General features: G+C 37.5%; 22 protein-coding genes. 11 read left to right on the forward strand and 11 right to left on the reverse strand.

The window, feature by feature from the left end; all coding sequences use genetic code 11:
• Window position 1: 1 nt before the first annotated feature.
• Complete coding sequence (locus tag IPH66_09385; protein ID MBK7129556.1) at window positions 2-409, reverse strand: hypothetical protein; 408 nt, start codon at window positions 407-409, stop codon at window positions 2-4.
• 23 nt (window positions 410-432) lie between these two features.
• Window positions 433-1,314, reverse strand: a complete 882-nt coding sequence (gene rfbA / locus IPH66_09390; GenBank protein ID MBK7129557.1) for a glucose-1-phosphate thymidylyltransferase RfbA — start codon at window positions 1,312-1,314, stop codon at window positions 433-435.
• Between the two features lie 303 nt (window positions 1,315-1,617).
• Between rfbA and IPH66_09395 the strand changes: the two genes are divergently transcribed.
• From IPH66_09395 to IPH66_09405, 3 genes are all read left to right on the forward strand, one after another.
• Window positions 1,618-2,766 carry a toxin-antitoxin system YwqK family antitoxin gene (locus tag IPH66_09395; protein ID MBK7129558.1) on the forward strand — a complete coding sequence of 383 codons (1,149 nt, stop codon included), beginning with the start codon at window positions 1,618-1,620 and terminating at the stop codon, window positions 2,764-2,766.
• 127 nt (window positions 2,767-2,893) lie between these two features.
• The gene (locus tag IPH66_09400; GenBank protein ID MBK7129559.1) at window positions 2,894-3,733 is read left to right on the forward strand and encodes a toxin-antitoxin system YwqK family antitoxin; all 840 of its coding nucleotides are present in this window, start codon (window positions 2,894-2,896) and stop codon (window positions 3,731-3,733) included.
• A gap of 139 nt (window positions 3,734-3,872) precedes the next feature.
• Entirely contained in the window at window positions 3,873-4,394 is a 522-nt protein-coding gene (locus IPH66_09405) for an ATP-dependent zinc protease (GenBank protein ID MBK7129560.1), read from the forward strand.
• 23 nt (window positions 4,395-4,417) lie between these two features.
• On the opposite strand, the gene IPH66_09410 is transcribed toward IPH66_09405, so the two are convergent.
• Together IPH66_09410 and IPH66_09415 are read right to left on the reverse strand one after the other, a co-directional pair.
• Entirely contained in the window at window positions 4,418-4,948 is a 531-nt protein-coding gene (locus tag IPH66_09410) for a hypothetical protein (protein ID MBK7129561.1), read from the reverse strand.
• Complete coding sequence (locus tag IPH66_09415; protein ID MBK7129562.1) at window positions 4,948-6,342, reverse strand: hypothetical protein; 1,395 nt, start codon at window positions 6,340-6,342, stop codon at window positions 4,948-4,950. The genes IPH66_09410 and IPH66_09415 overlap by 1 nt, the downstream gene beginning before the upstream one ends.
• A 90-nt stretch (window positions 6,343-6,432) precedes the next feature.
• Here IPH66_09415 and IPH66_09420 point away from each other — a divergent pair, with 90 nt between their 5' ends.
• Complete coding sequence (locus IPH66_09420) at window positions 6,433-6,852, forward strand: TerB family tellurite resistance protein (protein MBK7129563.1); 420 nt, start codon at window positions 6,433-6,435, stop codon at window positions 6,850-6,852.
• Window positions 6,853-6,880: 28 nt separating this feature from the next.
• Here IPH66_09420 and IPH66_09425 read toward each other — a convergent pair whose 3' ends face one another.
• Entirely contained in the window at window positions 6,881-7,720 is an 840-nt protein-coding gene (locus IPH66_09425) for an arsenite methyltransferase (protein ID MBK7129564.1), read from the reverse strand.
• 375 nt (window positions 7,721-8,095) lie between these two features.
• Between IPH66_09425 and IPH66_09430 the strand changes: the two genes are divergently transcribed.
• The 3 genes from IPH66_09430 to IPH66_09440 all read left to right on the forward strand — a co-directional run bounded on the left by IPH66_09430 (window position 8,096) and on the right by IPH66_09440 (window position 9,638).
• Window positions 8,096-8,263 carry a hypothetical protein gene (locus IPH66_09430; GenBank protein MBK7129565.1) on the forward strand — a complete coding sequence of 56 codons (168 nt, stop codon included), beginning with the start codon at window positions 8,096-8,098 and terminating at the stop codon, window positions 8,261-8,263.
• 98 nt (window positions 8,264-8,361) lie between these two features.
• On the forward strand, window positions 8,362-9,198 hold the full coding sequence (locus IPH66_09435; protein ID MBK7129566.1) for a GntR family transcriptional regulator: 837 nt from the start codon (window positions 8,362-8,364) through the stop codon (window positions 9,196-9,198).
• Window positions 9,195-9,638 (forward strand): type I restriction enzyme HsdR N-terminal domain-containing protein, encoded by a 444-nt coding sequence (locus IPH66_09440; protein MBK7129567.1) that lies wholly within the window; start codon window positions 9,195-9,197, stop codon window positions 9,636-9,638. Before IPH66_09435 ends, IPH66_09440 begins: the two co-directional genes overlap by 4 nt.
• Here the strand turns inward: IPH66_09440 and IPH66_09445 are convergent.
• A complete protein-coding gene (locus IPH66_09445) occupies window positions 9,628-10,278 on the reverse strand; it encodes a hypothetical protein (protein MBK7129568.1) in 651 nt (216 codons plus the stop codon). The genes IPH66_09440 and IPH66_09445 overlap by 11 nt on opposite strands.
• A 139-nt stretch (window positions 10,279-10,417) precedes the next feature.
• Between IPH66_09445 and guaB the strand changes: the two genes are divergently transcribed.
• The 4 genes from guaB to IPH66_09465 all read left to right on the forward strand — a co-directional run bounded on the left by guaB (window position 10,418) and on the right by IPH66_09465 (window position 16,284).
• The gene (guaB, locus tag IPH66_09450) at window positions 10,418-11,890 is read left to right on the forward strand and encodes an IMP dehydrogenase (GenBank protein MBK7129569.1); all 1,473 of its coding nucleotides are present in this window, start codon (window positions 10,418-10,420) and stop codon (window positions 11,888-11,890) included.
• Between the two features lie 58 nt (window positions 11,891-11,948).
• The gene (locus IPH66_09455; GenBank protein ID MBK7129570.1) at window positions 11,949-13,991 is read left to right on the forward strand and encodes a peptidylprolyl isomerase; all 2,043 of its coding nucleotides are present in this window, start codon (window positions 11,949-11,951) and stop codon (window positions 13,989-13,991) included.
• A 72-nt stretch (window positions 13,992-14,063) separates the two neighbouring features.
• Complete coding sequence (locus IPH66_09460; protein ID MBK7129571.1) at window positions 14,064-14,909, forward strand: hypothetical protein; 846 nt, start codon at window positions 14,064-14,066, stop codon at window positions 14,907-14,909.
• Complete coding sequence (locus IPH66_09465; protein MBK7129572.1) at window positions 14,881-16,284, forward strand: peptidylprolyl isomerase; 1,404 nt, start codon at window positions 14,881-14,883, stop codon at window positions 16,282-16,284. Before IPH66_09460 ends, IPH66_09465 begins: the two co-directional genes overlap by 29 nt.
• 147 nt (window positions 16,285-16,431) lie before the next feature.
• Here IPH66_09465 and dnaE read toward each other — a convergent pair whose 3' ends face one another.
• The 5 genes from dnaE to IPH66_09490 all read right to left on the reverse strand — a co-directional run bounded on the left by dnaE (window position 16,432) and on the right by IPH66_09490 (window position 24,032).
• Window positions 16,432-20,799: a DNA polymerase III subunit alpha gene (dnaE, locus tag IPH66_09470; GenBank protein MBK7129573.1), complete on the reverse strand. Its 4,368-nt coding sequence runs from the start codon at window positions 20,797-20,799 to the stop codon at window positions 16,432-16,434.
• A gap of 123 nt (window positions 20,800-20,922) precedes the next feature.
• The gene (locus IPH66_09475) at window positions 20,923-21,684 is read right to left on the reverse strand and encodes a hypothetical protein (GenBank protein MBK7129574.1); all 762 of its coding nucleotides are present in this window, start codon (window positions 21,682-21,684) and stop codon (window positions 20,923-20,925) included.
• A 143-nt stretch (window positions 21,685-21,827) separates the two neighbouring features.
• On the reverse strand, window positions 21,828-22,460 hold the full coding sequence (locus IPH66_09480; protein ID MBK7129575.1) for a peroxiredoxin: 633 nt from the start codon (window positions 22,458-22,460) through the stop codon (window positions 21,828-21,830).
• A 139-nt stretch (window positions 22,461-22,599) separates the two neighbouring features.
• Window positions 22,600-23,298: a ZIP family metal transporter gene (locus IPH66_09485; protein MBK7129576.1), complete on the reverse strand. Its 699-nt coding sequence runs from the start codon at window positions 23,296-23,298 to the stop codon at window positions 22,600-22,602.
• Entirely contained in the window at window positions 23,295-24,032 is a 738-nt protein-coding gene (locus IPH66_09490) for a class I SAM-dependent methyltransferase (protein ID MBK7129577.1), read from the reverse strand. The genes IPH66_09485 and IPH66_09490 overlap by 4 nt, the downstream gene beginning before the upstream one ends.
• Window positions 24,033-24,057: the final 25 nt, after the last annotated feature.

Below are 24,057 nucleotides of genomic sequence, written 5' to 3' on the forward strand. Positions count from 1 at the left end.
ACTACTTTGTTTTAATCGGCATGAAAACAATGATTAAGCAAATAACAACAAACCCAATCATAGTTTGAATGACAGAAGCTGAACCGCATCCGAATCCAACCAAAGCGAATAAGAGTAAAGCAATTGTTTGCAGCGGATTTCTCTCCTTATTTCTCGCAAAAAGTAAAATCAATGCTGCTCCAATAACTGAGAGTGCAACCGAATATTTTGCAAGTGAAGTAAGCAAGGTAATTCCCACTGTTAGCAACACGGCATATTCAACCGGATGTTCACCTGATTTTTTTTTGAGAAGAAAATCCAAAGCATACGCCATGAGCGCGGCTGAAAACAACTGAAACAAAAACAACGGAATCAAATCAAGCGATAAGCCATTGAGACTGTCAACGAATATTTGTTTAATGGAGTTCATATATTAGTTTGTGAATGGTTTGATTAAAAAGCTAAAAATCTTTTGTCAAGCAGGCGCAGTAAATATTCACCATATTGATTTTTTGACAAAGGTTCAGCCAATAGTCTGAGTTGTGCTTCATTGATAAATCCTTTTCTGAAAGCAATTTCTTCAAGGCAGGCAACTTTCAAGCCCTGACGTTGTTCAATGGATGCAATGAAAGTTGAGGCTTGAATGAGTGATTCATGGGTACCGGTATCCAACCAGGCCATGCCGCGTCCCAAAAGTTCGGTTTTTAATGTTCCTTCTTCAAGATATAATTTGTTCAGGTCAGTAATTTCAAGTTCTCCCCTTTTGGATGGTTTTAGTTTTTTTGCTTTAGAAACAACCGTATTATCATAAAAGTATAACCCGGTAACCGCATAATTTGATTTTGGATTTTGTGGTTTTTCTTCCAGACCTATTGCCTTTCTGTTTTCATCAAATTCAACAACACCATACCTTTCAGGATCATTCACATAATATCCAAAGACAACAGCGCCTTGTGTAGTTTTTGCCGCACTTTCTAATATTTTTGGCAAGCCATATCCGTAAAAAATATTATCGCCCAAAACCAAACAGGCGGGTTGTCCTTGCAAGAATTCTTCTCCAAGCAAAAAAGCTTGCGCAAGTCCATCAGGTGAAGGTTGAATTTTGTATTGAATTTTTAATCCAAGTTGTTCTCCGTTACCAAAGAGTTCTTCAAAAACAACAATATCTCGTGGAGTTGAAATGATCAATATTTCTCTTATTCCGGCCAACATCAGAACCGACATTGGGTAGTAAATCATTGGTTTGTCATAGATAGGCAGAATTTGCTTTGACACCGCTTTCGTGAGCGGATAAAGTCTGGTGCCGGAGCCTCCGGCAAGTATAATTCCTTTCATTACGCTATATTTATTCTTTATTAAGTACGTATTTTTCAGTAAACAGTTACGGTATTTGACATTCAACTAGCCAAGTCGACGACTGAACCTGTTTATTTCAAACTATTATCTGCCTGAATACGGCTAATATCAAGGAATTCTATATTCTGACTTATCAGTAAAAATGACTTATATTTACGATTTATAAAGGCTTAACTTATTATGCATTCAAAATTCTCAAATCCTCTTAGCGTACTGGTCGTTGTCTTATCGCTCACAATTCATATGCAAACGTACTCGCAATGCGACTCTACTGAGCGCGTCATGCAAGGACAGCTCATCACCAATACATCAAAAAATATTCAAGTAGAATTAGAATCAGGGTATGATATCCCAACAGTTGGTACTAAAGGAGATTTAACCAAATATTTTGAAACAAAATTATTTGGGTTTTTGTCAACCGGCTGGCTAGGTATTGGCTACGTTGAGGTAAGTGCCGTAAAAGGCAATATTGTCGTTCTTACACTTTTGTATGAAGAATCAGAGATGACAATCAATGGAGAAAAGAAAAATCATTTTGAGCAAGGAAAAAAAGTTCAATTAACCTGGAAAGAAGCTCCTCGCACTGAAACAATATATAAAATAGAAAACGGCGATACGCTTGCCGTTGGTGAAGTTTTTTGCAAAAATAAAACCGGTAAATGGACATTCTACTACCCGGGTGGAAAAATCAAAGAAGTAAATCACTACGAAAAAGGATTACTGCATGGCGAATATCAAGTGTGGAATGAAAAAGGTATTATCATTGAAAAGGGTGTATTCAACCACGGAAAAAAAGAAGGAGAATTCACGTATTATTATCAAAACGGACAACTGATGCAACGTGAAAATTTTCTTGATGACAAGTTGAATGGATTAGTTGAAAAATGGTATCCAAGTGGCTCAAAAGAATATGAAACAACCTATAAGAACGGGGTTGAAGATGGACCTTTCAAAGATTATTTTCCAAACGGGCAAACAAAAATAAACGGCAATTACCTCAATGGAGCGTATGATGGTGAAATCACTGCTTATTATGAAAATGGAAATGTAAAACATCAGGTCACTTTTGCTCAAGGGAAAAAAAATGGCAAGCATTTTGGATACTATGAAAATGGAAAGCCATTCATTGAAACTGTGTTTGTTGATGGTGAGATGCATGGAGCATATAAAGAATTTTATGAGTCTGGTCAATTGCACTTTGATACTAATTTTGAACACGGACAAAAGCATGGCGCATGGAAAGAATATTATCCAAATGGTCAATTGGCAAGTCAGGGCACGTTTGTGAATGGAAAACGAGATGGATTATGGGAAGCCTGGTTTGAAAACGGTAATCCGGCTGAGCAAGGATATTACGTGAATGATGTTAAAACCGGAAAATGGTTTACTTGGGATGAATCAGGCAAAAAGACTAAAACAAGTTATAAATAATTAAATTCGCAAAAGCGATGAATTAAGTACGCTGATCAATTGCCTTTCAGCGTTTGATGTTGTGAAATTTAGTTCAGAAAAATAGAATTAAAAAAAAATGCAGAATACCATAATAAAATTACTTCAGATGAAAACATTTTTTATTTTGACAATGATTACAATGATGCTTTCAATTGACAGCTACAGTTGTGATACCACAAAGTATGAAGAGACCTTCAAAAACGGATCCTATGTAAAAGGTTGGTTGGCATGTGACAAAAAAGTGGGGGTCTGGAATTATTATGAACGCTCAGGCAAATTATTAAAAGTGTCACACTACAATCAGGGACAATTGCATGGTGAACAATCCGTTTGGTATCCAAGCGGTCAGCAGAAATCACTAGAGTTTTATATTGGAGGTTTGTTAGACAGCGTGTTTCAATGCTGGACTGAAGAAGGGCAAATGCTGCAAGATTTAAAGTACACACACGGCCAACTAAATGGCTTGTGTCTTGAATGGTTTGCTGACGGAAAACAAAAATCTGTGATCAGTTATATTGACGGAAAAAAATCAGGAGAATATGAACTGTATTGGGAAAACGGAAACCTAAAAGAAAAAGGCACTTACCTCAACGGTGAACCTGACGGTGAAATTAAATCATTCTATCAAAATGGAAAAATCAGTTCTGAAATTCATTATGTGAATGGGGTACCTGATGGACGATATGTGACCTATTATGAAAATGGAAACATTTCATCAGAAGGAGATTATCAGGAAGGCAAACAAGTATTTCAGTGGAAAACATTTCATGAAAACGGACAGTTAAGCTCTCAAGGATCATACCTAGGCGGCAGCAAAGATGGCTTGTGGGAAGAATGGTATTTGAACGGCACACCAAAATCAAAAGGAAATTTTCAAAACGGTGAAAAAGTTGGCACTTGGGATGAATACTCTGAAACAGGTAAAAAAACAAAGGTGAAATACTAGTTTTTCACGCGGGTAAATACATTTCATCATGCATTTTAATTCAGCTTTTATTTTCATTTATTCTGAAAAATATTTCATGCGTGATTGAACAATTTTCTAGACAACTTTTTTTACCTAAGATACCTTTGAAATAATGGCAATGGATTTGAGAAAACTGATGATAGTAGGTAACGCCGAATGGTGTGGGCTACCTCATCTCAAAATCCCTGCTATCAGGGCGCGCATTGATTCAGGAGCAAAAACATCTGCCATTCACGCAGTAAATATTCAGGAATTTTATAAAGGCAGGCAACAGTGGGTTCGCTTTGAAGTGCATCCATTGCGGGTTCATACTGATGTTTCTGTGATTTGTGAAGCGCCGGTTTATGATCATCGCATGGTAAAAAGTTCAACCGGAGTTGCACTACCACGTTATGTAATTGAAACCACAATTGAAATGGGTGATGAACGCTGGACTATTCAAGTTACCTTGGCTAATCGCCGAAGCATGGGATTTCAGATGTTACTTGGCAGACAGGCAATGACTCATCGCATTTTAATTAATCCTTCTGAAGATTTCAGACTGACTAGATATTCAAGAAAACAAATCAAAGATTTCTACAATATCAAATCGTGGAAAACAAAAAAAGATAAGACCAGCAAAAAAGATTCTGAAGACTAACTGTTTCATTTCAGAATAGAGGTTTATTTCTTTTTCATATTGAAGTGGTCTTCAACAAATTTCCCTTCAAACATCCCTGATACAGTAGCCTGCAGAGAATCAACACCAATACGACGATATACTATTTTTGTGGGAAAATCATGCTCAGGATTTTCAAAAACAAATACTGAATCATTCATGGATGTCATGGTGAATGAAATTGGTAAACCTTGATTCTGATTTCTGACTGCAGGTATGTATTTCAATTTGCCAAACTGCTCTTCAATTTTAATTATTTCCAAGGTATCAATCAAATTTAAGTCTGATGATTCACCTGCAAGATAAGTTGCTGTCACGTATCCATTCATAGTGTGGTCATTTACTTTCTCCCAACGCTCAGTCATGATACCATTTTCATTGGCATTTTCCCAGGTTCCAATCAACCAATTCAGGGTGTCAATAAGTGGTGTTTTTTCTGCAACTATGTTGGTGTCAGATTTGTTTTCATTGACTTTCTCACCCGCGCAAGAAATGAATATGAATAACAGGCAAATCAAATAGAAAATCTTCTTCATTATCCTTCAGATTTTAGTTTTTTTATTTCTTTCCACATGTTTTTTTGATTTGGAAAAACAATGCCCATCTCCACGTATTTTTCATATTGATCTTTAATATGTTCTTTCACGGTGCGGTTATCTGAATCAAACAAGTCACCAAGTTTCATGCTAAAAGTGCTGATACATAAATTAAATTCACTTAAGCTCCATAATACAAATCCTTTGGAGATATAGAGATTTAAATAATCATCATTAGCTAATCGTACTTTGGCAAGCAAATCAAAATATGAAAGCGTACTTCTGCCAATTGAATCAATCTGAGCTTGCAAGGTATACACTGTCAGTAATTCAATAAGCCAGGAGGCATCGTTTGTATTGTTGAAAAATTTGATTTTATAGTGTAATAAATTAAATGCTTTATCAGGTTGCCCATTCGTCCATTTCCATTCAACATCGTTTCGTGTAATGCCTGATGCAAGCAGTTCAATTCTGAGCAAGGCTGAGTCTTTATATTCTTGTGTCAATGCTGAACCTAGAAAAGCTTCCCATGTATCAATGGTATTGTCTTTAATTGCAAGGGAATATAAATTTTTATCACTTGCCAAATTTTGTTCTTTGATTAGTTGTTCTTGAATGAAGATTATGGAATTTTCAGCATCGGGAATGAGAGAAGATTCTGGAAAATAAGCAATGAATTTTTTGTAATCATCAATTGTTTTACAGTGATTAAGCAAAGATTTTTCAGCAAGCGGAATAAATTCATCATCCGGAAACATTTTTACTAATATTTCATATTCCTGATACGATTCACACGATTCAAACTGTGCCTTGCGCTCCATTCTGAGCCTGTGCTGCTGAATACGCAGAGCTTCATCAACAGTAATACGATCGAAAACAAACGAGAAATAAATATCCAGAGAATAATCCGTGTTATATTCATTGTATTTATAAATAGATGTACTCGGATTTTTTTCAAGCCAGTTTTTTAATTCATTCTCGCCCACGTATTCTCTGAAAGCATCTTTCAACAAATCAATTTGCAACTGCTGATTCATAAATAAATTTACCCGCATGATGCAGTAATAATCTCCCATATCAAGATTCAAAAAAACGGAAGCGCCAATTTGTGTTGCATGCGCATTCACCTTAGCATCTTCTTTATGTAAAAGCACTGAAAGGAATTTTATCTCATAGGTAGTTTCATCTTTTTTTGAAATTATCACCGGCAATTCTTCATAAACATACCCTCCAAGCAAATCTTGATTGACCGGGATTTTTTTTGGTACCAATGGCCGAGTTGAGCGATAGCCGTAGTCTTGGATGGCTTCAAAAAAATCAATGATTTCCTGATTGCAAGATAAAAGCAAAAATGAAAAAAGGAAAAAGGGCAAGAAACGGCTGAGCTTGTTCATAAAGGCGTGGAATATCACAAATTTAGAAATTACCACTAATTCTGCTGTAGAAAAGGAATCAAATGCTACTTTTGCAAAAAAACAATAACTATGAGCATTGCAGACTTATTTGAATCAGGAGAGCGCAAGGCAGATCGCTGCCATTTCAGAAATATGGTGATGATTGCCAAAGCAGATGGAGAAATCAGCGAAGCAGAACAAAATCTGCTACACAAAATTGGAAAAAAACTCAGCCTGACAGATGAGCAACAAAAAGAATTGGTGCGTGATGCAAAATCATTTCATGTATCAACGCCTTATAATCGCGAGGAAAGATTTGAACAAATCATTAATCTGGTCATGATGGTTCAAGCTGACGGTAAAATTGCTGATGCGGAAATAAACACCCTTGAGCGTGTAGCCGTTGGTATTGGTTTCCGAAATTTAGACGAAGTAGATGTTGAAAGCATTCTTGCCCTCATCAACCGCGGTGAAGGTGTTGAAGGCATCATGGACGAATTACTCTACTAAAATTTATCTCTCAATTATTTATAAATCGTCAGCAGCATTTGCCTCCCGGGGTGCAGCACGCTTCAGGTTTTTGGGCAAATACCGTTATGCTGAAAATAATTTCAGGATGCGCTAAATAATGCTTAACCTCATCTTCACTTAAATAATTTGCAAGAATATCTGCCGGAATCAAAATTGGTTTTTCTTTCTGGATGATGATGTTTGAAAAGCCGGCATCTTGAATATATTGAAGATATTCTGCCTTTTGACTTGCGCCAGATACACATCCTGCATACATCTCAGCAGCAGATTGTATTTTCTCAGGCAATGAGCCCGTGAGTACAACATCAGATATACTGAAGTGTCCGCCCGGTTTTAGTACTCTGAATATTTCTGTAAATACTTGTTTCTTGTCAGGCACCAAATTTAATACACAGTTGCTAACCACCACGTTTGCCGTGTTTGCTGTGACCGGAATTTTTTCAATGTCTCCTTGTCTGAATTCAACGTTATTGAATCCCAATTTTTCAGCGTTAGCTCTTGCTTTTTCAATCATTGCCGGAGTGAAATCTATCCCAATTACTTTGCCTGTTTCACCGGTTGCAGCGCGGGCAACAAAACAATCATTGCCGGCACCACTTCCTAAATCTATCACCACATCTCCGGGTTTTATTTGTGCAAATTGGGTTGGCAAACCACAACCCAAACCCAAATCAGCGTCTGATGCATATCCTGAAAGGCTTGAATAATCATCACTCATGATATTATAAACTTCGGTTGAACAACCACCTGCTCCACAGCATGACGTCTGGTTGGTTTCTTTATCTTGTAATGCAATCTCACTGTATTTTTGTTTGACCATTGATTTTATCTCTTCACTTGTTGCCATAAATTGATATTTTGTTTATCGCAATATTACGATATTAATTCCGCATTCTTTAATTTCCTCCCCATAATTTCAACTGATTATTGTCATAGCCCTTGATCCTCAAGATGAATTATGTTAGACCCTATTATTTGTTCAAACACTCAATTCGTCAGGCTTTACAAACGGTTTGGTCTACAGTGAAAAATCTTTACCTATTGATTTTCATGTGTTTATATTTTGAATCAATCTAAAATATACCGATTGGTATTTTTTAATAAGAATAATCTATCCATTCATCCCCTTAAATCATAACTTAATCTAAAATTCTGAAAATCGGTGACCTAAATCACAACAATAATATGAATAAGATGTTATCTTAGATAAAAATTAGTTGTTATGGCACGGAAAAAGTCACCAGACAAAGTAGATAAAATAATCAATGAGATTAAAGCTTCTACACCAAAATTTAAACTGCAGTTAGATGCACGTACAACTATTACGTTGAAGACAAAAGAACAAATGCAAAAATGGATGGCATTATATCCAAAAGCGCAATTACTCTAACCTTTGATCTATAGTTGGTAAAAAAGAGTCTGCCTTATTGCAGACTCTTTTTTATTTTTTGTCCTCCAAAGCATCTATCTTTACACCAAATTAAAATCATGGTTAGTCCCGGACAAATCAATTCCCTCCGAGTAGTTAAAGAAGTAGATTTTGGCTTTTATCTTGACGGAGCTGAGTTTGGTGAGATACTTTTACCCTTGCGTTACATACCGCGCAACCTGAATGTTGACGACCAGGTTGATGTATTTCTCTACTACGACTCTGAAGACCGCCTGATTGCAACCACTGAAACTCCCCTTGCATTTGTTGGAGATTTTGCTTTTCTTAAAGTAAAACAACTTACCCAGGTTGGTGCGTTCTTAGATTGGGGACTAATGAAAGATTTGCTTGTTCCGTTTAAAGAACAAAAAAATGAAATGATTGGAGGGCAATCTTATTTGGTTAAAATTTATGTGGATGAAAAATCACAACGCATTGTGGCTTCAACAAAACTTGATCGTTTTTTAGACAATGTTCCTGCTGATTTTAATGAAGGTGACGAAGTTGATTTGCAGATTTGGGAAAAAACTAATCTTGGTTATAAAGTCATCATCAACAACACGCACAGTGGTTTACTTTATGCAAATGAAATTTTCAAACCTGTAAAACCCGGACAAAAATTAACCGGATATATCAAGCGTCTGCGTGAGGATGAAAAAATTGATCTCACCCTTCAAAAGCAAGGCTTTATTCACGTTGATGAAACATCTGCCGCTATTCTTGACAAATTAAAATTGCAGGGAGGTTACATTGAAGCAAATGATAGTACCTCACCTGAATCTATCAAACACATTTTCGGCGTTTCAAAAAAAGTATTCAAAAAAGCTATTGGTTCACTATACAAAGCACGTTTGATTGTTATTGAAGACAAAGGAATTCGTTTGGTAAAAAAATGAAACCGCTCAATTTTCCACCTGCAAAACTTACAATCAGGAATCAGCAGGTTTTTGATCCGCTGAGAAAAAAATTTGTTCCGCTCACACCTGAAGAATGGGTTAGACAAAACCTCATCCGATATCTGATTGATCATCTCCACTACCCCGCCGGACTGATGGCTTCAGAATATACTGTGAACTACAACGGCATGAACAAACGCGCAGATCTTGTACTATTCAATACAGCTGGAAACCCATACATGATTGTTGAATGTAAAGCACCTGAAGTAAAAATTACAGAAAACACCTTTTATCAATTAGCACGCTACGCGTCAAGTTTAAAAGCTACCATGTTAATCATGACCAACGGATTAGATCATTACTGTGCTGAAATTTCTATGGCAGAAGGAAAATTGAAATACTTTGAAAATATTCCTGAATACAAAAAATTTACGGACTGATGCGATAGCGTCCCGTACCCAAACCATTTACAAAATCAGCCCATGCCGAAGGGTTGAGCAAATTATTCTGAGGTCCTTGCCCACGCGTATATAAGTTTTGGTAATACCCTTGCTGATTTGCACTATACGCCATATCTGCGTCACCGCTAATTAATGCACCAACAAAAGCCATTTCCTGAGGGGTAAGGCGTTGTCTTGCCACTTCAATGTCATCATCCGGAATGTCCATGTTCACAAAATAATCTGCAAACTGTTCTTTAGAAGGCCATGGATAAACCTCTACCGGATCTGATGTCAGCGTATCCATTTTTAAAACCATGACCAATGAAAAATCATCCAATGTCATGGTATCTGGCACTACGTATGTTTTCTTTTTAAATCCAAGACAACTGAATTGCAAGGTATCACCAGGATGAACAACAATAGCATAATAACCATAATAATCAGCAATGACACCGCGGTTAGTTGTGAGATCTATAACCCGAGTAAACGGCACACGGTACATGCTATCACTGATTACTACCCCGGTCATTTGGATGTACTGCACACTGTCTTTCAGCGCCGCAGCAACTTTAGTCTGACTCTTCACAGTGCCCGGAAGCAGGGAGAAAAACAAAATGATCAGATATAGAAATCGCATACGCATAAGCAAATATCCCATTAAAAGATGAACCTTCAAAGCAGTTTAACAAAAATTAGACTTGGTCACTTTTTCCATAACGTAACAAATTTGATTTTATTAACTTTGCCAGAATTTATCAATGAAATAAATTCACGCTATGAGCATTCCAAATCTTGGCAACATCAAAGAAGGTTTAACTTATGATGATGTGCTACTGGTACCACGGTATTCTGAAGTACTGCCAAAAGACGTAAACCTGAAAACCAAATTCAGCCGCAATATTTCACTCAATGCACCAATTGTTTCTGCCGCCATGGATACCGTGACAGAATCACAACTGGCAATTGCACTGGCTCAGCAGGGTGGTATTGGAGTAATTCATAAAAACATGAGCATTGAAGCACAGGCAATGGAAGTGCGGAAGGTAAAAAGATCAGAGAGCGGAATGATCATTGACCCCATCACCCTGGATGAAAGCGCTACTCTTCAAGATGCATTGAATTTAATGGCTGAATACAAAATTGGCGGCATTCCGGTTATTGATAAATCAAGAAAATTAAAAGGCATTGTCACCAATCGTGATTTACGATTTGAAAAAAACACCAACAAATTGGTGAAAGATGTGATGACATCTGAAAATATTGTCACCGCAAGTGAAGGTACAACCTTGATGGATGCTGAGAAAACATTACAAGAACACAAAATTGAAAAACTACCGGTAGTTGACAAAAACAATAAATTGATTGGTCTAATCACTTTCCGAGACATCATTAAAGTAAAGGAGCATCCAAATTCATGCAAAGATTCGCTTGGACGATTGCGTGTTGCAGCTGCTGTTGGCGTCACTGACGACACCTTGCAACGTGTTGATGCCTTAGTTGAAGCAGGTGTTGATGCCATTGTAATTGACACCGCACACGGTCACACCAAAGGGGTGGTAGATAAATTAAAACAAGTAAAACAAAAACATCCACAACTTGATGTGGTAGTTGGAAACATAGCGACTGCAGAAGCTGCAAAATATTTGGTTGATGCCGGAGCAGATGCTGTAAAAGTAGGAATTGGACCCGGATCAATTTGCACAACACGTATCATTGCCGGCGTAGGTGTACCACAACTTTCAGCAGTAAATGATGTTGCCATGGCCATTGAAGGCAGTGGTGTACCTGTTATTGCAGACGGAGGAATTCGCTACACCGGTGATTTTGTAAAAGCCATTGCGGCCGGTGCTGATTCAATTATGGTTGGCAGTATGTTTGCCGGTACTGAGGAGTCACCCGGTGAAACAATTATTTTTCAAGGCAGAAAATTTAAATCCTATCGCGGCATGGGATCAGTTGAAGCCATGCAGCAAGGTTCTAAAGACCGTTATTTTCAATCAGCTGAAGATGATGCTAAAAAATTAGTACCGGAAGGAATTTCAGGTCGCGTACCTTTCAAAGGAAGTTTGTCTGAAGTTGTTCATCAAATCACGGGCGGTTTGCGTGCCGGTATGGGATACTGCGGGGCAAAAGATATTAATAACTTAAAAGGCGCACCGTTTATTAGAATATCTGCAGCCGGCGTGCAAGAAAGTCATCCACATGATGTAACGATCACACGTGAGGCACCCAACTATAGCATCAAGTAATATCGTAATCAACATTGTATCTTTGTAAAATAAAACACCTTACTTCTATCTTTAATCTATGAAACTAAATCTGAAATTAACAATGCTTGCATGGTGCGCAGCCATGTTCACCTTTGCGCAAGATCAGGCCAAAGATCCTGTCATTATGACTATTGATGGAAACCCTGTTTATCAATCAGAGTTCATCTACATTTACACAAAAAATAATCCGTGCGTATCCTACGCGAAAGAAGATTTGGATGAGTATATTGATTTATTTATCAATTATAAACTTAAAGTCAAAGAGGCAGAAAGATTAGGATATGACACCATTCCAAAATTAGTTGCTGAATTAAAACAGTATCGTCAGCAGCTCAGCTTGCCTTACATGATAGACAAAGAAAAAAACGAATCTCTTATTAAAGAGGCTTATGATCGCACCGTTACTGAAGTGCGTGCAAGTCATATCATGGTACGTTTGAAACCTGACGCTACTCCTGCTGATACATTGGCCGCTTATGAAAAAATCATGCTGTTCAGAAACCGCGTGATGGGTGGTGAAGATTTTACCGGTGTAGCAAAATCATCTTCAGAAGATCCTTCAGCGCAATATAATGGTGGAGATCTGGGATATTTCAGCGCTTTATATATGGTGTATCCGTTTGAAGATGCCGCTTATAAAATGAATGTCGGTGACGTATCAATGCCCGTGCGCACTGCATTTGGTTATCATATTATCAAGTTAACTGACAAGAGACCTGCCAAAGGTAAAATGAGTGTTGCCCACATCATGATCATGACAGACAAAAACATGAATGCCGATCAGTTGTCAACAGCAGAACAAAAAATTAAAGACATCTATACCAGATTACAAAATGGAGAATCATTTGAAGATCTTGCCATGAAATATTCTGAAGATATGTCTTCAAACAGCAAAGGCGGAAAACTGCCTGAGTTTGGACCAGGAACAAAACAACGCATGGTACCCCAATTTGAAGAGGCTGCTTATGCCATTACTGAAGACGGAAAATATTCTGAACCGTTCAAAACGCAATACGGATGGCATATTGTAAAAAGAATTTCTCTAACTCCAATTGGAACTTATGAAGAAATGTATCGTGAATTGAAACTAAAAGTTGAGCGTGATATGCGTGCTGAAACAACTAGAGAATCATTCATTGCTTCTCTCAAAGATCAGTACGGATTTTCTGACGGAAGCGGAAAATTGTTACCTATTTTCTACAATACCATCGGTGATGAAATCTTTGCAGGAAAATTTAAAGGACTGACAGATCACGCTAATCACCATGAAATTCTGTTCACTTTTGCTGACAAAAAATATACTGTTGAAGATTTTGAACAATACCTCATTAAAACCCAGACACCAGGGCGGGCTGAGAACATGGAATTATTCATCAGAAAAAAATATGATGCGTTTGTGAAACAAGAATTGATGGCTTATGAAGATTCAATGCTGGAATCAAAATATCCTGAATTCAAATCACTCATGCAGGAATACCGCGACGGAATTTTAGTTTTTGATGTAATGCAAAATGAAATATGGAATAAAGCTTCAAAAGATACAGCTGGCATTAGAGTATACTATGAATCACACCGGGGTGAATTTGTTTTTCCGGTAAGATATAAAGGCGAGTTGTACAAATGCGTTGACCGTGAAACAGCTGAAAAAGTGATTGCCTATATTCAGTCAGACACCATGGATTATTCAAAAATTCAAATGGCAATAAACACAAGTTCTGAATTAACCCTCATGATTAAACGCACCACATTCAATTCAGAAACTACTGAAGCTTTCCGTATTGAGAAAAAACAAAAAGCAGAAAGTTCTGATGCAGACCCTTGCAAAGAACCAAAAGCGGCGAAACCACCTAAATATCGTAAATTCAAGACCGGCTTGAATAAAATGTTTGAATACCGTGGAGAATACTATGTTTTCTTTGTTGAAGAAGTAATGCCTCCGCGTGAACGTGATTATTCTGAAGCAAAAGGATTAGTGACAGCCGCATACCAAAACCAGATGGAAGAAGACTGGTTAAAATCATTAAGAGAGAGATACGCCGTGGTTGTGAACTACGATGTTCTCTATGGTTTAGGAAATTAGGCTGATTAAGAATTGTTAAATAAGAGGCTGTATCACTTAGGTACAGCCTTTTTTATTTCTAAATTTGCCCGTATGACCATGCGTTATCTGGTGTTTGTTGTTTTAGTGATCAATCTCTTATCCTGTTCTGGTGACGGAGATAAAGGTAAACTGCTTGCCGTAGTTGGTGATGAAGAGTTGTACCAGGCTGATTTAAATCACCTGTTCACCCGCAGCAGATACTCTTATGACGACAGCATAGCTCTAGTTAAAACATACACTCAAAACTGGGTTGAAGAACAAATTCTTGTTCAGCAAGCAGAAGAAACAGAAGAAATTGATCAGGATATCATTGATGTTCGTGTTAAAAATTTCAGAAATGATTTGTTGATCCACGAATTAGAAAATCAGTTATTGTCTGAGCGCCTTGACACCCATGTCACCAGTGAAGAGATTCAGACATACTACCTCAACAATCAAAAAGAATTTCAATTGAATGATTATCTGGTAAAAGTACTTTACCTCAAAGTAACACCTGATGCTCCGGATCTTGAAAAAGTTGGTCAGTGGTACAAACTGGCTAAACCAGCCGACATTGACGAAATATCAGCCTACGCCAAAGTATATGCTTCTAATTTTTATTATGATATCAATAATTGGATTTACTTTGATGACTTACTTAAAGAAGTTCCGCTTCAAGACATTAATAAGGACAAGTTTATACTGAAACGCTCAAAAATACGTTTTGAAGAAGGCGGTTATTATTATTTTCTCAATATCATTGATTACAAATTGAAAAACAGTATTTCACCTTTGAGCTTTGAACGAGAAAATATCAAAGAGCGAATCATGAATATCCGCGTAAGAGATTTACGTGAAGAAATTAAAACAGAAATTATCAATCAGGCTTATGCTGAAAATAAAGTACAAATTTATTAGTGTTCTCACCCTTGTTGTGAGTTTAATATCAATGCAAGAAACGGCCAATGCACAGCCTGTTGGCACAAAAGTGATTGACAGAATCATTGCACAAATCGGTGATGAAATTATTTTGCTTTCAGATATACAAAATCGCCGGCTTGAACTAATACAAGAAGGTCAGACACCTGACATAGCAGCTGACTGTATGATTTTGGAAGAAATGTTATTTGAAAAACTTCTCGTAAATCAAGCCATGGTTGACAGTGTTGAAATTTCTGATGATATGGTAAATTATGAAATGGAAAACAGACTGAGATATATTGCTCAACAAATTGGAAGTATTGAAGAACTGGAGAAATTCTATGGCAAATCAGTTGCACAAATCAAAGCAGAATTTTTTACCATAATTAAAAAGAGAATGCTTGCAGAAAGACAACGAGAGATTATCACAGAAAATGTCACAGTTACGCCAAATGAAGTAAAAGAGTTTTATAACAGTTTACCAAAAGATAGTTTACCGTATATCAACGCAAAAATTTCAGTTGCGCAAATTGTTCTTTATCCAAAGATTACTGACGAAGACAAAGAAAAAAGCAAAAAAAATCTGGAGCAGCGCCGCACCCAAATTATTAATGGAGACCGCAGCTTTGAAGGTGTTGCAACGCTAGAGTCAAAAGACCCCGGAAGCAGAATGAATGGAGGAGATCTTGGATGGAATTCAAGAGGAACCATGGTACCTGAATTTGAAGCAGAACTTTTCAAATTAGAACCCGGAGGAATCAGTCCGGTGTTTGAAACACAATTTGGCTACCACATTGTACAACTCATTGAAAGAAAAGGAGACAATTATCATTGCAGACATATTTTATTTATGCCTGAAATAAGTGATAAAGCCTTGATGAAAGCAGCAAATACAATGGATAGTTTATATCAGCAAATTAAAAAAGGAACCATCTCTTTTGAAGATGCAGCAATCAGATTCAGTGATGATGAAAACTCTAAACAAAACGGTGGACGCATTGTAAACCCATATACCGGTGACTATTATTGGGACATTCAAAACATCAACGAAATTGATCCACAAATGTATCGTATCATCGGTAGTTTGAAAGAAGGTGATTTCTCATCGCCATCGCTATATGATAATTACATGGAACAAAAGCAAGGCATACGCATGGTGAAATTACTAGAGCGCACTAAACCCCACCTTGCAAATTTAAAAGATGATTATCAGCTAATTCAGATGGCTGCACTCAACGAGAAAAAACAAGCTGTAATTGACAAATGGATCAATGATAAAATTTCTTCTGCTTTCATACGCATCTTTGATCAAGAATATATCAATCAATGTACCTACAGATATAACTGGACAGGAACTGCGGTTAGTCAATAGGCGTTAGGGATTAGGACTTAGGGATTAGGACTTAGGGATTAGGGATTAGGACTTAGGGGAGAGCTAAAAAATACTCGTGAACTGCGCTTGCGGAGAGATTTGTGATTGCAACCCGATACACTCATTATTCAATTGCTTACGCTGAGCTTATTCTAACTTACATTCAAAAATACGCATGGCATCCACCTTGCGAATAAATTCTTGATCAGGCATTATTTTTAGAGAGCGCGAAGGCATACGCAGCGTTGTATTTGTTTTGTGATCTTTTACCAAAAATTTTACCTGACACGTTCCATGATGTGCCAACATAATTGCGTAGAGATCATCAATACCCTGATCAGTGATATCTGCGTATTCAGCCGAAAGCACCAAGGCACGTGTACGTTTTTCACGTATCTCTGCAAGCAATTCAATAGAATTAATTTTAAACTCTAAGCCATCACCAAATTTACGAGGTTGAACTTTTCCCGTTATAAAAACAAAATTTCCGGTACTCAAATGATGCCTGAATTTCATGTAAGAATCACTGAACACAAAAAGTTTGCATGTATCACTGTAATCTTCAATATCAAATGATCCAAAGGGAGCGCCATTTTTTGTATTGCGATGTTGAGCATCAGTGATAATACCTGCCACGCGGAATTCTTGTCCAACAAATTCATCCAGTTTATTCAAATCACCAATACTGCCTTTGCAAAAGCTATTCATTTCTAACCGATAATCATCTAACGGATGCCCTGAAATATAAATACCTACCACTTCTTTTTCTTTGTTCAACCGAGTCAATGTTGGCCACTCCTCTACCCTTGGAGGCTCAGGCACCGGCGTTTCAACAACGGATGATCCTCCAAAAAGTGATACCTGACTTGCATCCTGACCTTCTTGCACGCGTGAGCCAAAACGCAAAACACTTTCTAAAAATATTTTGTCATTTTGGTCTGCAGCAAAATATTGCGCACGATTAATATTCCCAAAAGAATCAAACGCCCCGGCAAGTGCCAAACTCTCAAAAACTCGTTTATTACAATTTCGCAAATTAACGCGTGAAGCAAAATCAAACACTGATTTGAATTCTCCATCTTTACGCGCATTGATAATATCTTCAACCGGTTTTGAGCCCACACCTTTGATAGCACCTAATCCAAAACGAATTGCGCCCACTTTGTTTACTGTAAATTTGTATTGAGATTCATTCACATCAGGTCCTAATACCGGAATTTGTGCCCGGCGACATTCTTCCATAAAAAATGAAACCGTTTTGATATCATTCATATTATTACTCAAAACCGAAGCCATGTATTCAGCTGGATAATGAGCTTTGAGGTAAGCCGTCTGATATGCTATCCATGCATAGCAGGTTGAGTGAGATTTATTAAACGCATAGGAAGCAAATGCTTCCCAGTCTGTCCACATTTTTTCCAACACTTTTCTTTCATGTCCTTTGGATGCGCCTTGATCTAAAAATTTTGGTTTCATTTTAGCCAGCGTATCAAAACTCTTTTTACCCATTGCTTTTCTCAAAGTATCCGCTTCACCTTTTGAGAAACCTGCAATACTTTGTGAAAGTAACATCACCTGCTCTTGATATACAGTAATTCCATACGTCTCTTCAAGATATTCACGACATGCGTCCAAGTCATAAACAATCGGTTCGGTTCCATGTTTTCTTCTGATAAAAGAAGGAATGTACTCCAGCGGTCCGGGACGATACAGTGCATTCATTGCAATCAAATCAGCAAATACAGTTGGCTTTAATTCACGCAGATATTTTTGCATTCCGGGTGACTCATACTGGAAAATACCAACCGTTTCACCGCGTTGAAAAAGTTCGTACGTTTTTTCATCATCAATAGGAAAATGATCAGGATCCAAATCAACTCCATGTCTCTCTTTAACTAAAATCACTGCATCTTTAATGAGTGTCAATGTTTTTAATCCAAGAAAGTCCATCTTCAACAGGCCTGCCTCTTCTGCAACCGAGTTGTCAAACTGCGTGCAGTACATGTCAGAATCTTTAGCCAGAGCAACCGGAACATAATTGGTAATATCACCCGGTGTAATAATGACACCACAAGCATGAATACCGGTATTGCGCATTGAACCTTCAAGCAGAACAGCTTGATTAATTACTTCTCCTTTTAAATCTTTTGCTTTAGCAAGTTCACGAAATTCAAGTGCCCGTTTAATATCATCCTGATTATTTTTTAATTTTTCAGATAATTCTACAGGCTCTAAATACAAGAGTTGTTGAAGAGAAACATCAGGAACCAATTTAGCTAAACGATCAGCCTCATGCAAGGGTAAATCAAGAACCCGAGCCGTATCACGAATAGAAGATTTGGCTGCCATGGTACCATAAGTTATGATTTGCGCCACCTGATTTGCACCATATTTTTGAATCACCCAATCAATTACTTTTTGTCTTCCTTCATCATCAAAGTCAATATCAATATCGGGCATTGAAATACGCTCAGGATTGAGGAAACGCTCAAAGAGCAAATCGTATTTGATGGGATCTACATTGGTTATTCCAATGCAATATGCAACAGCAGAACCGGCAGCTGAACCCCTACCCGGCCCAACAGCAACACCCATGTCTCGCGCAGCCTGACAAAAATCTTGAACAATCAAAAAGTAACCGGGATATCCGGTGTTGGCAATCGTCAATAATTCAAAATCCAATCGTTCACGCAATTCATCTGTAATCTCACCATATCTTTTTTGCGCACCCACGTAAGTAAGATGGCGCAGATAATTATTCTCACCTCTTTTGCCGCCATCTTCAACATCAGCTGCATCTTTAAATTCATCCGGAATATCAAAAGCAGGCAACAAGGTTTTGCGCGCAAGGGTATAGGCTTCACATTTATTTATAATTTCATTGGTATTCTCAATTGCTTCAGGCAAATCAGTGAATATTTTTTTCATCTCGTCAGGTGATTTGAAATAATATTCGTTATTCTTCAAACCAAAACGATAACCTCTTCCTGCGCCAACCGGAGTTGATTTTAATTCGCCATCTTTAATACACAACAAAATATCATGCGCATTCGCATCTTTTTTGTCTATATAATAATTGGCATTGGCCGCAACAATTTTTACCTGATGCTTTTCACTAAATTTCAATAAAGTTTCATTCACTCTTCTCTCTTCTTCAGATCCATGGCGATTTATTTCAAGATAGAAATCATCACCAAACTGATCTTTCCACCAAATCAACGCATCTTCTGCTTGTGATTCTCCAACGTTGAGAATGAGTGAAGGAATTTCTCCCGTGATACTGCCTGATAACACAATCAAATCAGATTTGTACTGTTCAATTACTTGTTTGTCTATGCGGGGAACATAATAAAATCCTTCAGTATAAGCTATGGATGCCAGCTTGGTGAGATGCTGATATCCGTTTTTATTTTTTGCAAGAAAGATTACCTGATACCCATTGTCTTTATTTGATTTATCATGCCTGTTACGACAAACATTAAACTCACAACCAACAATAGGAATGAGAGTTTTCTCATCACACGATTCGTTTTTTTCAGCGGCAAGTTTTTGTTTTGCTTCAACCGCCTCATTATGTTTATACACTTCTTTCACAAACTGGAAAGCCGCCATCATATTTCCGGAATCAGTGAGCGCAACTGCCGGGCATTTAAAATCAATAGCGCGCTTTACTAACAGCTTTACTTTGGTGGTTGATTGTAATACGCTGAATTGTGTGTGGCAATGAAGATGAGAAAATAATACATTTTGTAATCGTTCAGTATTGCCTGCCAAATCAATGAGTTTTGACTCACCACTTTTTTCACTATTTACTGATTTCAGTTTTGCAGATTCGTCGCGTAGATTGAGGTGAGTTAATCCATACAGTTGAATCAGGCCGGTATTTTTTTCACGATATGTGCGAATGTAATCAGCGTCACGCTGTAATTCTTGATCAGTAAAAAACCCCTGACGAATCAATTCAAAAAAGCAACGTGCAGTAGCTTCAACATCAGCCGTTGCATTATGCGCTTCTTCAAATGCTTGTTGAAAGAGTTTAAAATGTAATTCTGTTAAGGTGGGTAATTTAAATTTGCCACCACGCCCGCCCGGCAATTGACAGAGGTCTGCTGTTTTCTCAGTACAAGTATCTAAAACAGGCATTTGCGCAAGCCTAGACTCAATGCCGGCTCTGTGAAATTCACAACCAACAATATTGAGATCAAAGGCAAGATTTTGTCCAACCAAAAATTTTGCTTTGGCAAGTGCTGAATTAAATTCATTCAATACATCTTGCAATGCGACACCTAATTCATTGGCAAGTTCTGTTGAAATTCCGTGCACTTTTTCAGCGTCATACGGAATGTTATAACCATCGGGTTTGAGAATAAAGCTTCTGTGTTCAACCAATTGTCCCCATTCATCATGCAACTGCCATGCAATTTGTACACAGCGCGGCCAGTTGGAAGTATCAGTAACAGGCGCATTCCAATTTTTTGGAAGTCCGGTGGTTTCAGTGTCAAAAACTAAATACATGGTAAGGGATTCGGGACACTAAATTACAAAACCATGCTTGAGTTTTTAATAAAATTTATCAGCAGATATACACATAAAAAAAGCCGCCTGTTGGGGCGGCTTTCCTTCAAAATATTGAATGAATTATTTTGCAGTAAGGGTAATTGTCATTTGATCACTATCAGTAGTAGTAGAAGTGGTTGTTGTTCCTCCTGATGTAGTTGAACTCATGATGTTTGTTCCACCAGAAACCATTTTCCATGTCATTTCTTTACCTTTCAACATATCAATATCCATGATAGTTGAGTTCTCACCAATTTCATAGGTATTATCATATGTATCAGTGTCGCCAACATAGGTATCAGTTACACCACCACCTAGATCTGTAACCGTTGTGGTTTGGCTTGTATACACAGTATGAGTAGTATTAAGCGCTACGCGTTCTTTATTTTTGTACTCATCTTTTGCTTTACCAACAAAACTCCATGAACCCATTTCGGTTGAAGTTGATGTTTCAGTATCGGTGTAATCAAATCCACCCCAGTTAGTGCCTGTGCTAACAGTTACCATGTTCATGTGCATTTCATAAGTACCATCTTTATTGATGATAACATCATACAATGAAACGGTACGTGTTTCTGAATCGTTCCCACTTGTGGTAACACCACCAACTGTCTGCGACCAAGTTCCTGTAATTGTAGTACCATTGAAAGTCTCAGTACCTGTCCAAACATCACTTCCGTCATGATTTTCATAAGACGATTCATAACCAGAAACAGTCCACTCTCCTGAGATACGAGCTTTTCTAGAAGACAAACTTAAAAAAGGATCGTTCTCACCTTTTTTACACGAAGGAGTAGCTAATAAAAGCGCTCCTGCAGCAAGCATTACAATTGTTTTTTTCATAATCGAATAAATATTAATTTTAATGGTTAACACTTTTAATTACGCAAACTTAGGCAAAAGGTTTGGCATGAATATTAAAATAAGTTAAATAAAAAGCCACCACTCGTTGGAATGGCGGCTTAATATGATTGAGGTCATACTGCCTAGTGCGCAGCCAAATATTGGGCAACTCCTTCGTGCGTTGCTTTCATACCTTCAGAACCTTTGATCCAGTTTGCCGGACAAACTTCACCATTTTCTTCAACAAACTGCAAGGCATCAACCATGCGCAATGCTTCATCTACGTTACGTCCAAGTGGTAAATCATTTACTAATTGATGTCTTACTACGCCATTTTTATCAATAAGGAACAATCCACGGTAAGCTATCATGGTGTTTGTTGCAATGAGGGCACCGTTTTCATCATACTGATATTCGCCCAACAAAACATCATAAGCATCAGAGATAGTTTTGTTTGTGTCAGCCACAATTGGATACGTAATTCCTTTGATACCACCGGCTTTTTTATCCATTTGCAACCAACCCCAGTGTGACTCTTCTGTGTCTGTTGAGCAGGCAATCACCTGAACATTTCTTTTTTCAAATTCAGCCAATTTTTCTTGAAATGCATGCAATTCACTTGGACACACAAAAGTAAAATCCTTTGGATAGAAAAATAATAACACATATTTTTTTCCTAAAAATTGATCCAGAGTAAAATCTTTTACCACTTCAATTCCTCTTAATACCGCAGGTGCAGTGAATGCAGGTGCTTTTTTTCCAACTAATACAGCCATTTTTTATTTTTTTATTTGTTTATTACTATTTCGATAACTCAAAAGTAGATACAATTGTTCAACTGAAAAAATTGATAATTTTTATGATGTGATAGAATAAACTTATCAATGTTAGATAAGCACTGAAGCTAATGGGTGCCTAACTTACCATTAAACCAACGCCAAAACCAAGCAGAATGGAAATCAGTTTCATCATATTCATTTTATGACCTTCGCTTGATTCAAAGATAATAGTGGTTGAAATATGCAAAAACATACCAATGGCTATTCCAAGTATCCATGATGGATCAAGACCTAATGAATTAAGCACAAATTCACCTGATATCAACCCTAATGGTGCCATCAAACTAAAGAGAAAGACAAAAAACCATGATTTAGTTTTAGAAATTCCTGATGCATTGAATATTGTTTTTAATGCAATGGCTTCCGGAATTTTATGAAGAATAACACCCCAGTACAAATCACCTGCATGATGATGGTCATGCACATTTACCGGAATTACTTCAATAAAAGCATGCAAAGAAAGACTAATGAAAATTGCTACCGGAAAAAATTGATGTTCGCCCGGATGTACATGAGTATGCCCATGCTCAGCACCCTGAGAAAAATACTCAAGCAGCAATTGAAGCAGAAAACCTGCCAGTATGAAATAACCAATAGTATAACCTTTCAATTCATAAGATTCAGGTAATACATGCGTAAAGATGATCGTGAGTAAAAATCCACCACTGAAAGAAAGCAATAGTTTGAAGTTTGCCTTTTTTCTGAACAAATCAACCAAAACAGCACCTACTAATACTGATGCTAAAAGCAATGTTACCTGAAGATAAATGTTCATGCCTGATTTGTTTTCCTAGCGACAAGAATAAGTCGGTCAGATTTTTCGGGTGCAAATGTACCAAGATTATAATCACCAAACACCGATTCTATTTTAAAACCACTCCTATTGAGCATATTTGTGAAAGCCTCCAAGTCAAATAAGCTCACTGATTCATTGAAAGAATAATGCTCTGTGTCGGCAATGAACTGAATGGTTTTGACGATTTTCCCATTAATTACCTGTCTTGTAATATTAAAGTGAATATCACCACGCACAACGGTTTCACCTTGAACCATACCCTGAACCACTTTTTGTGCATTGAAAAAATCAATAATAAATAATCCATTCTCGTCAAGCATCTGCCAGACACTATTTATCACGCTTAAATTATCACCGGCATCTTCAAAATAACCTAAACTGGTAAAGAGATTAAACACGGCTTGAAATTTTTTTTCTTCAATAGGCTGCCGCATATCATGTACTATAAATTCTGCTTTGCCTTCTGAGGCTTGATTTGCGCACGCAATAGAAGCAGGAGATAAATCAGCACCGGTGACTTTTAATCCTGCTGATGCCAGCACCATCGCGTGGCGTCCTTTACCGCAGGCAAGGTCAAGCACTGCACTCCCCTTGGGTAAATTCAAATGCAATACCAGCTTAGTAATAAACAATTTTGCCTCCTCTTCATTCCGGTGTGCATACAATAGATGATAATATTTACTGTCAAACCAGGATTCAAACCAATCACTCATGTATTCTGATATTTACCGCAAAATT

The organism is Crocinitomicaceae bacterium, from assembly GCA_016708105.1.
Taxonomy (GTDB): domain Bacteria; phylum Bacteroidota; class Bacteroidia; order Flavobacteriales_D; family Crocinitomicaceae; genus JADJGJ01.

Coding starts and splice junctions, on each gene's coding strand:
- IPH66_09385 (MBK7129556.1), bottom strand. CDS start 409: ATGAACTCCATTAAACAAATATTCGTTGACAGTCTCAATGGCTTATCG.
- rfbA (MBK7129557.1), bottom strand. CDS start 1,314: ATGAAAGGAATTATACTTGCCGGAGGCTCCGGCACCAGACTTTATCCG.
- IPH66_09395 (MBK7129558.1), top strand. CDS start 1,618: ATGCAAGGACAGCTCATCACCAATACATCAAAAAATATTCAAGTAGAA.
- IPH66_09400 (MBK7129559.1), top strand. CDS start 2,894: ATGAAAACATTTTTTATTTTGACAATGATTACAATGATGCTTTCAATT.
- IPH66_09405 (MBK7129560.1), top strand. CDS start 3,873: ATGGATTTGAGAAAACTGATGATAGTAGGTAACGCCGAATGGTGTGGG.
- IPH66_09410 (MBK7129561.1), bottom strand. CDS start 4,948: ATGAAGAAGATTTTCTATTTGATTTGCCTGTTATTCATATTCATTTCT.
- IPH66_09415 (MBK7129562.1), bottom strand. CDS start 6,342: ATGAACAAGCTCAGCCGTTTCTTGCCCTTTTTCCTTTTTTCATTTTTG.
- IPH66_09420 (MBK7129563.1), top strand. CDS start 6,433: ATGAGCATTGCAGACTTATTTGAATCAGGAGAGCGCAAGGCAGATCGC.
- IPH66_09425 (MBK7129564.1), bottom strand. CDS start 7,720: ATGGCAACAAGTGAAGAGATAAAATCAATGGTCAAACAAAAATACAGT.
- IPH66_09430 (MBK7129565.1), top strand. CDS start 8,096: ATGGCACGGAAAAAGTCACCAGACAAAGTAGATAAAATAATCAATGAG.
- IPH66_09435 (MBK7129566.1), top strand. CDS start 8,362: ATGGTTAGTCCCGGACAAATCAATTCCCTCCGAGTAGTTAAAGAAGTA.
- IPH66_09440 (MBK7129567.1), top strand. CDS start 9,195: ATGAAACCGCTCAATTTTCCACCTGCAAAACTTACAATCAGGAATCAG.
- IPH66_09445 (MBK7129568.1), bottom strand. CDS start 10,278: ATGCGATTTCTATATCTGATCATTTTGTTTTTCTCCCTGCTTCCGGGC.
- guaB (MBK7129569.1), top strand. CDS start 10,418: ATGAGCATTCCAAATCTTGGCAACATCAAAGAAGGTTTAACTTATGAT.
- IPH66_09455 (MBK7129570.1), top strand. CDS start 11,949: ATGAAACTAAATCTGAAATTAACAATGCTTGCATGGTGCGCAGCCATG.
- IPH66_09460 (MBK7129571.1), top strand. CDS start 14,064: ATGACCATGCGTTATCTGGTGTTTGTTGTTTTAGTGATCAATCTCTTA.
- IPH66_09465 (MBK7129572.1), top strand. CDS start 14,881: ATGCTGAAAATAAAGTACAAATTTATTAGTGTTCTCACCCTTGTTGTG.
- dnaE (MBK7129573.1), bottom strand. CDS start 20,799: ATGTATTTAGTTTTTGACACTGAAACCACCGGACTTCCAAAAAATTGG.
- IPH66_09475 (MBK7129574.1), bottom strand. CDS start 21,684: ATGAAAAAAACAATTGTAATGCTTGCTGCAGGAGCGCTTTTATTAGCT.
- IPH66_09480 (MBK7129575.1), bottom strand. CDS start 22,460: ATGGCTGTATTAGTTGGAAAAAAAGCACCTGCATTCACTGCACCTGCG.
- IPH66_09485 (MBK7129576.1), bottom strand. CDS start 23,298: ATGAACATTTATCTTCAGGTAACATTGCTTTTAGCATCAGTATTAGTA.
- IPH66_09490 (MBK7129577.1), bottom strand. CDS start 24,032: ATGAGTGATTGGTTTGAATCCTGGTTTGACAGTAAATATTATCATCTA.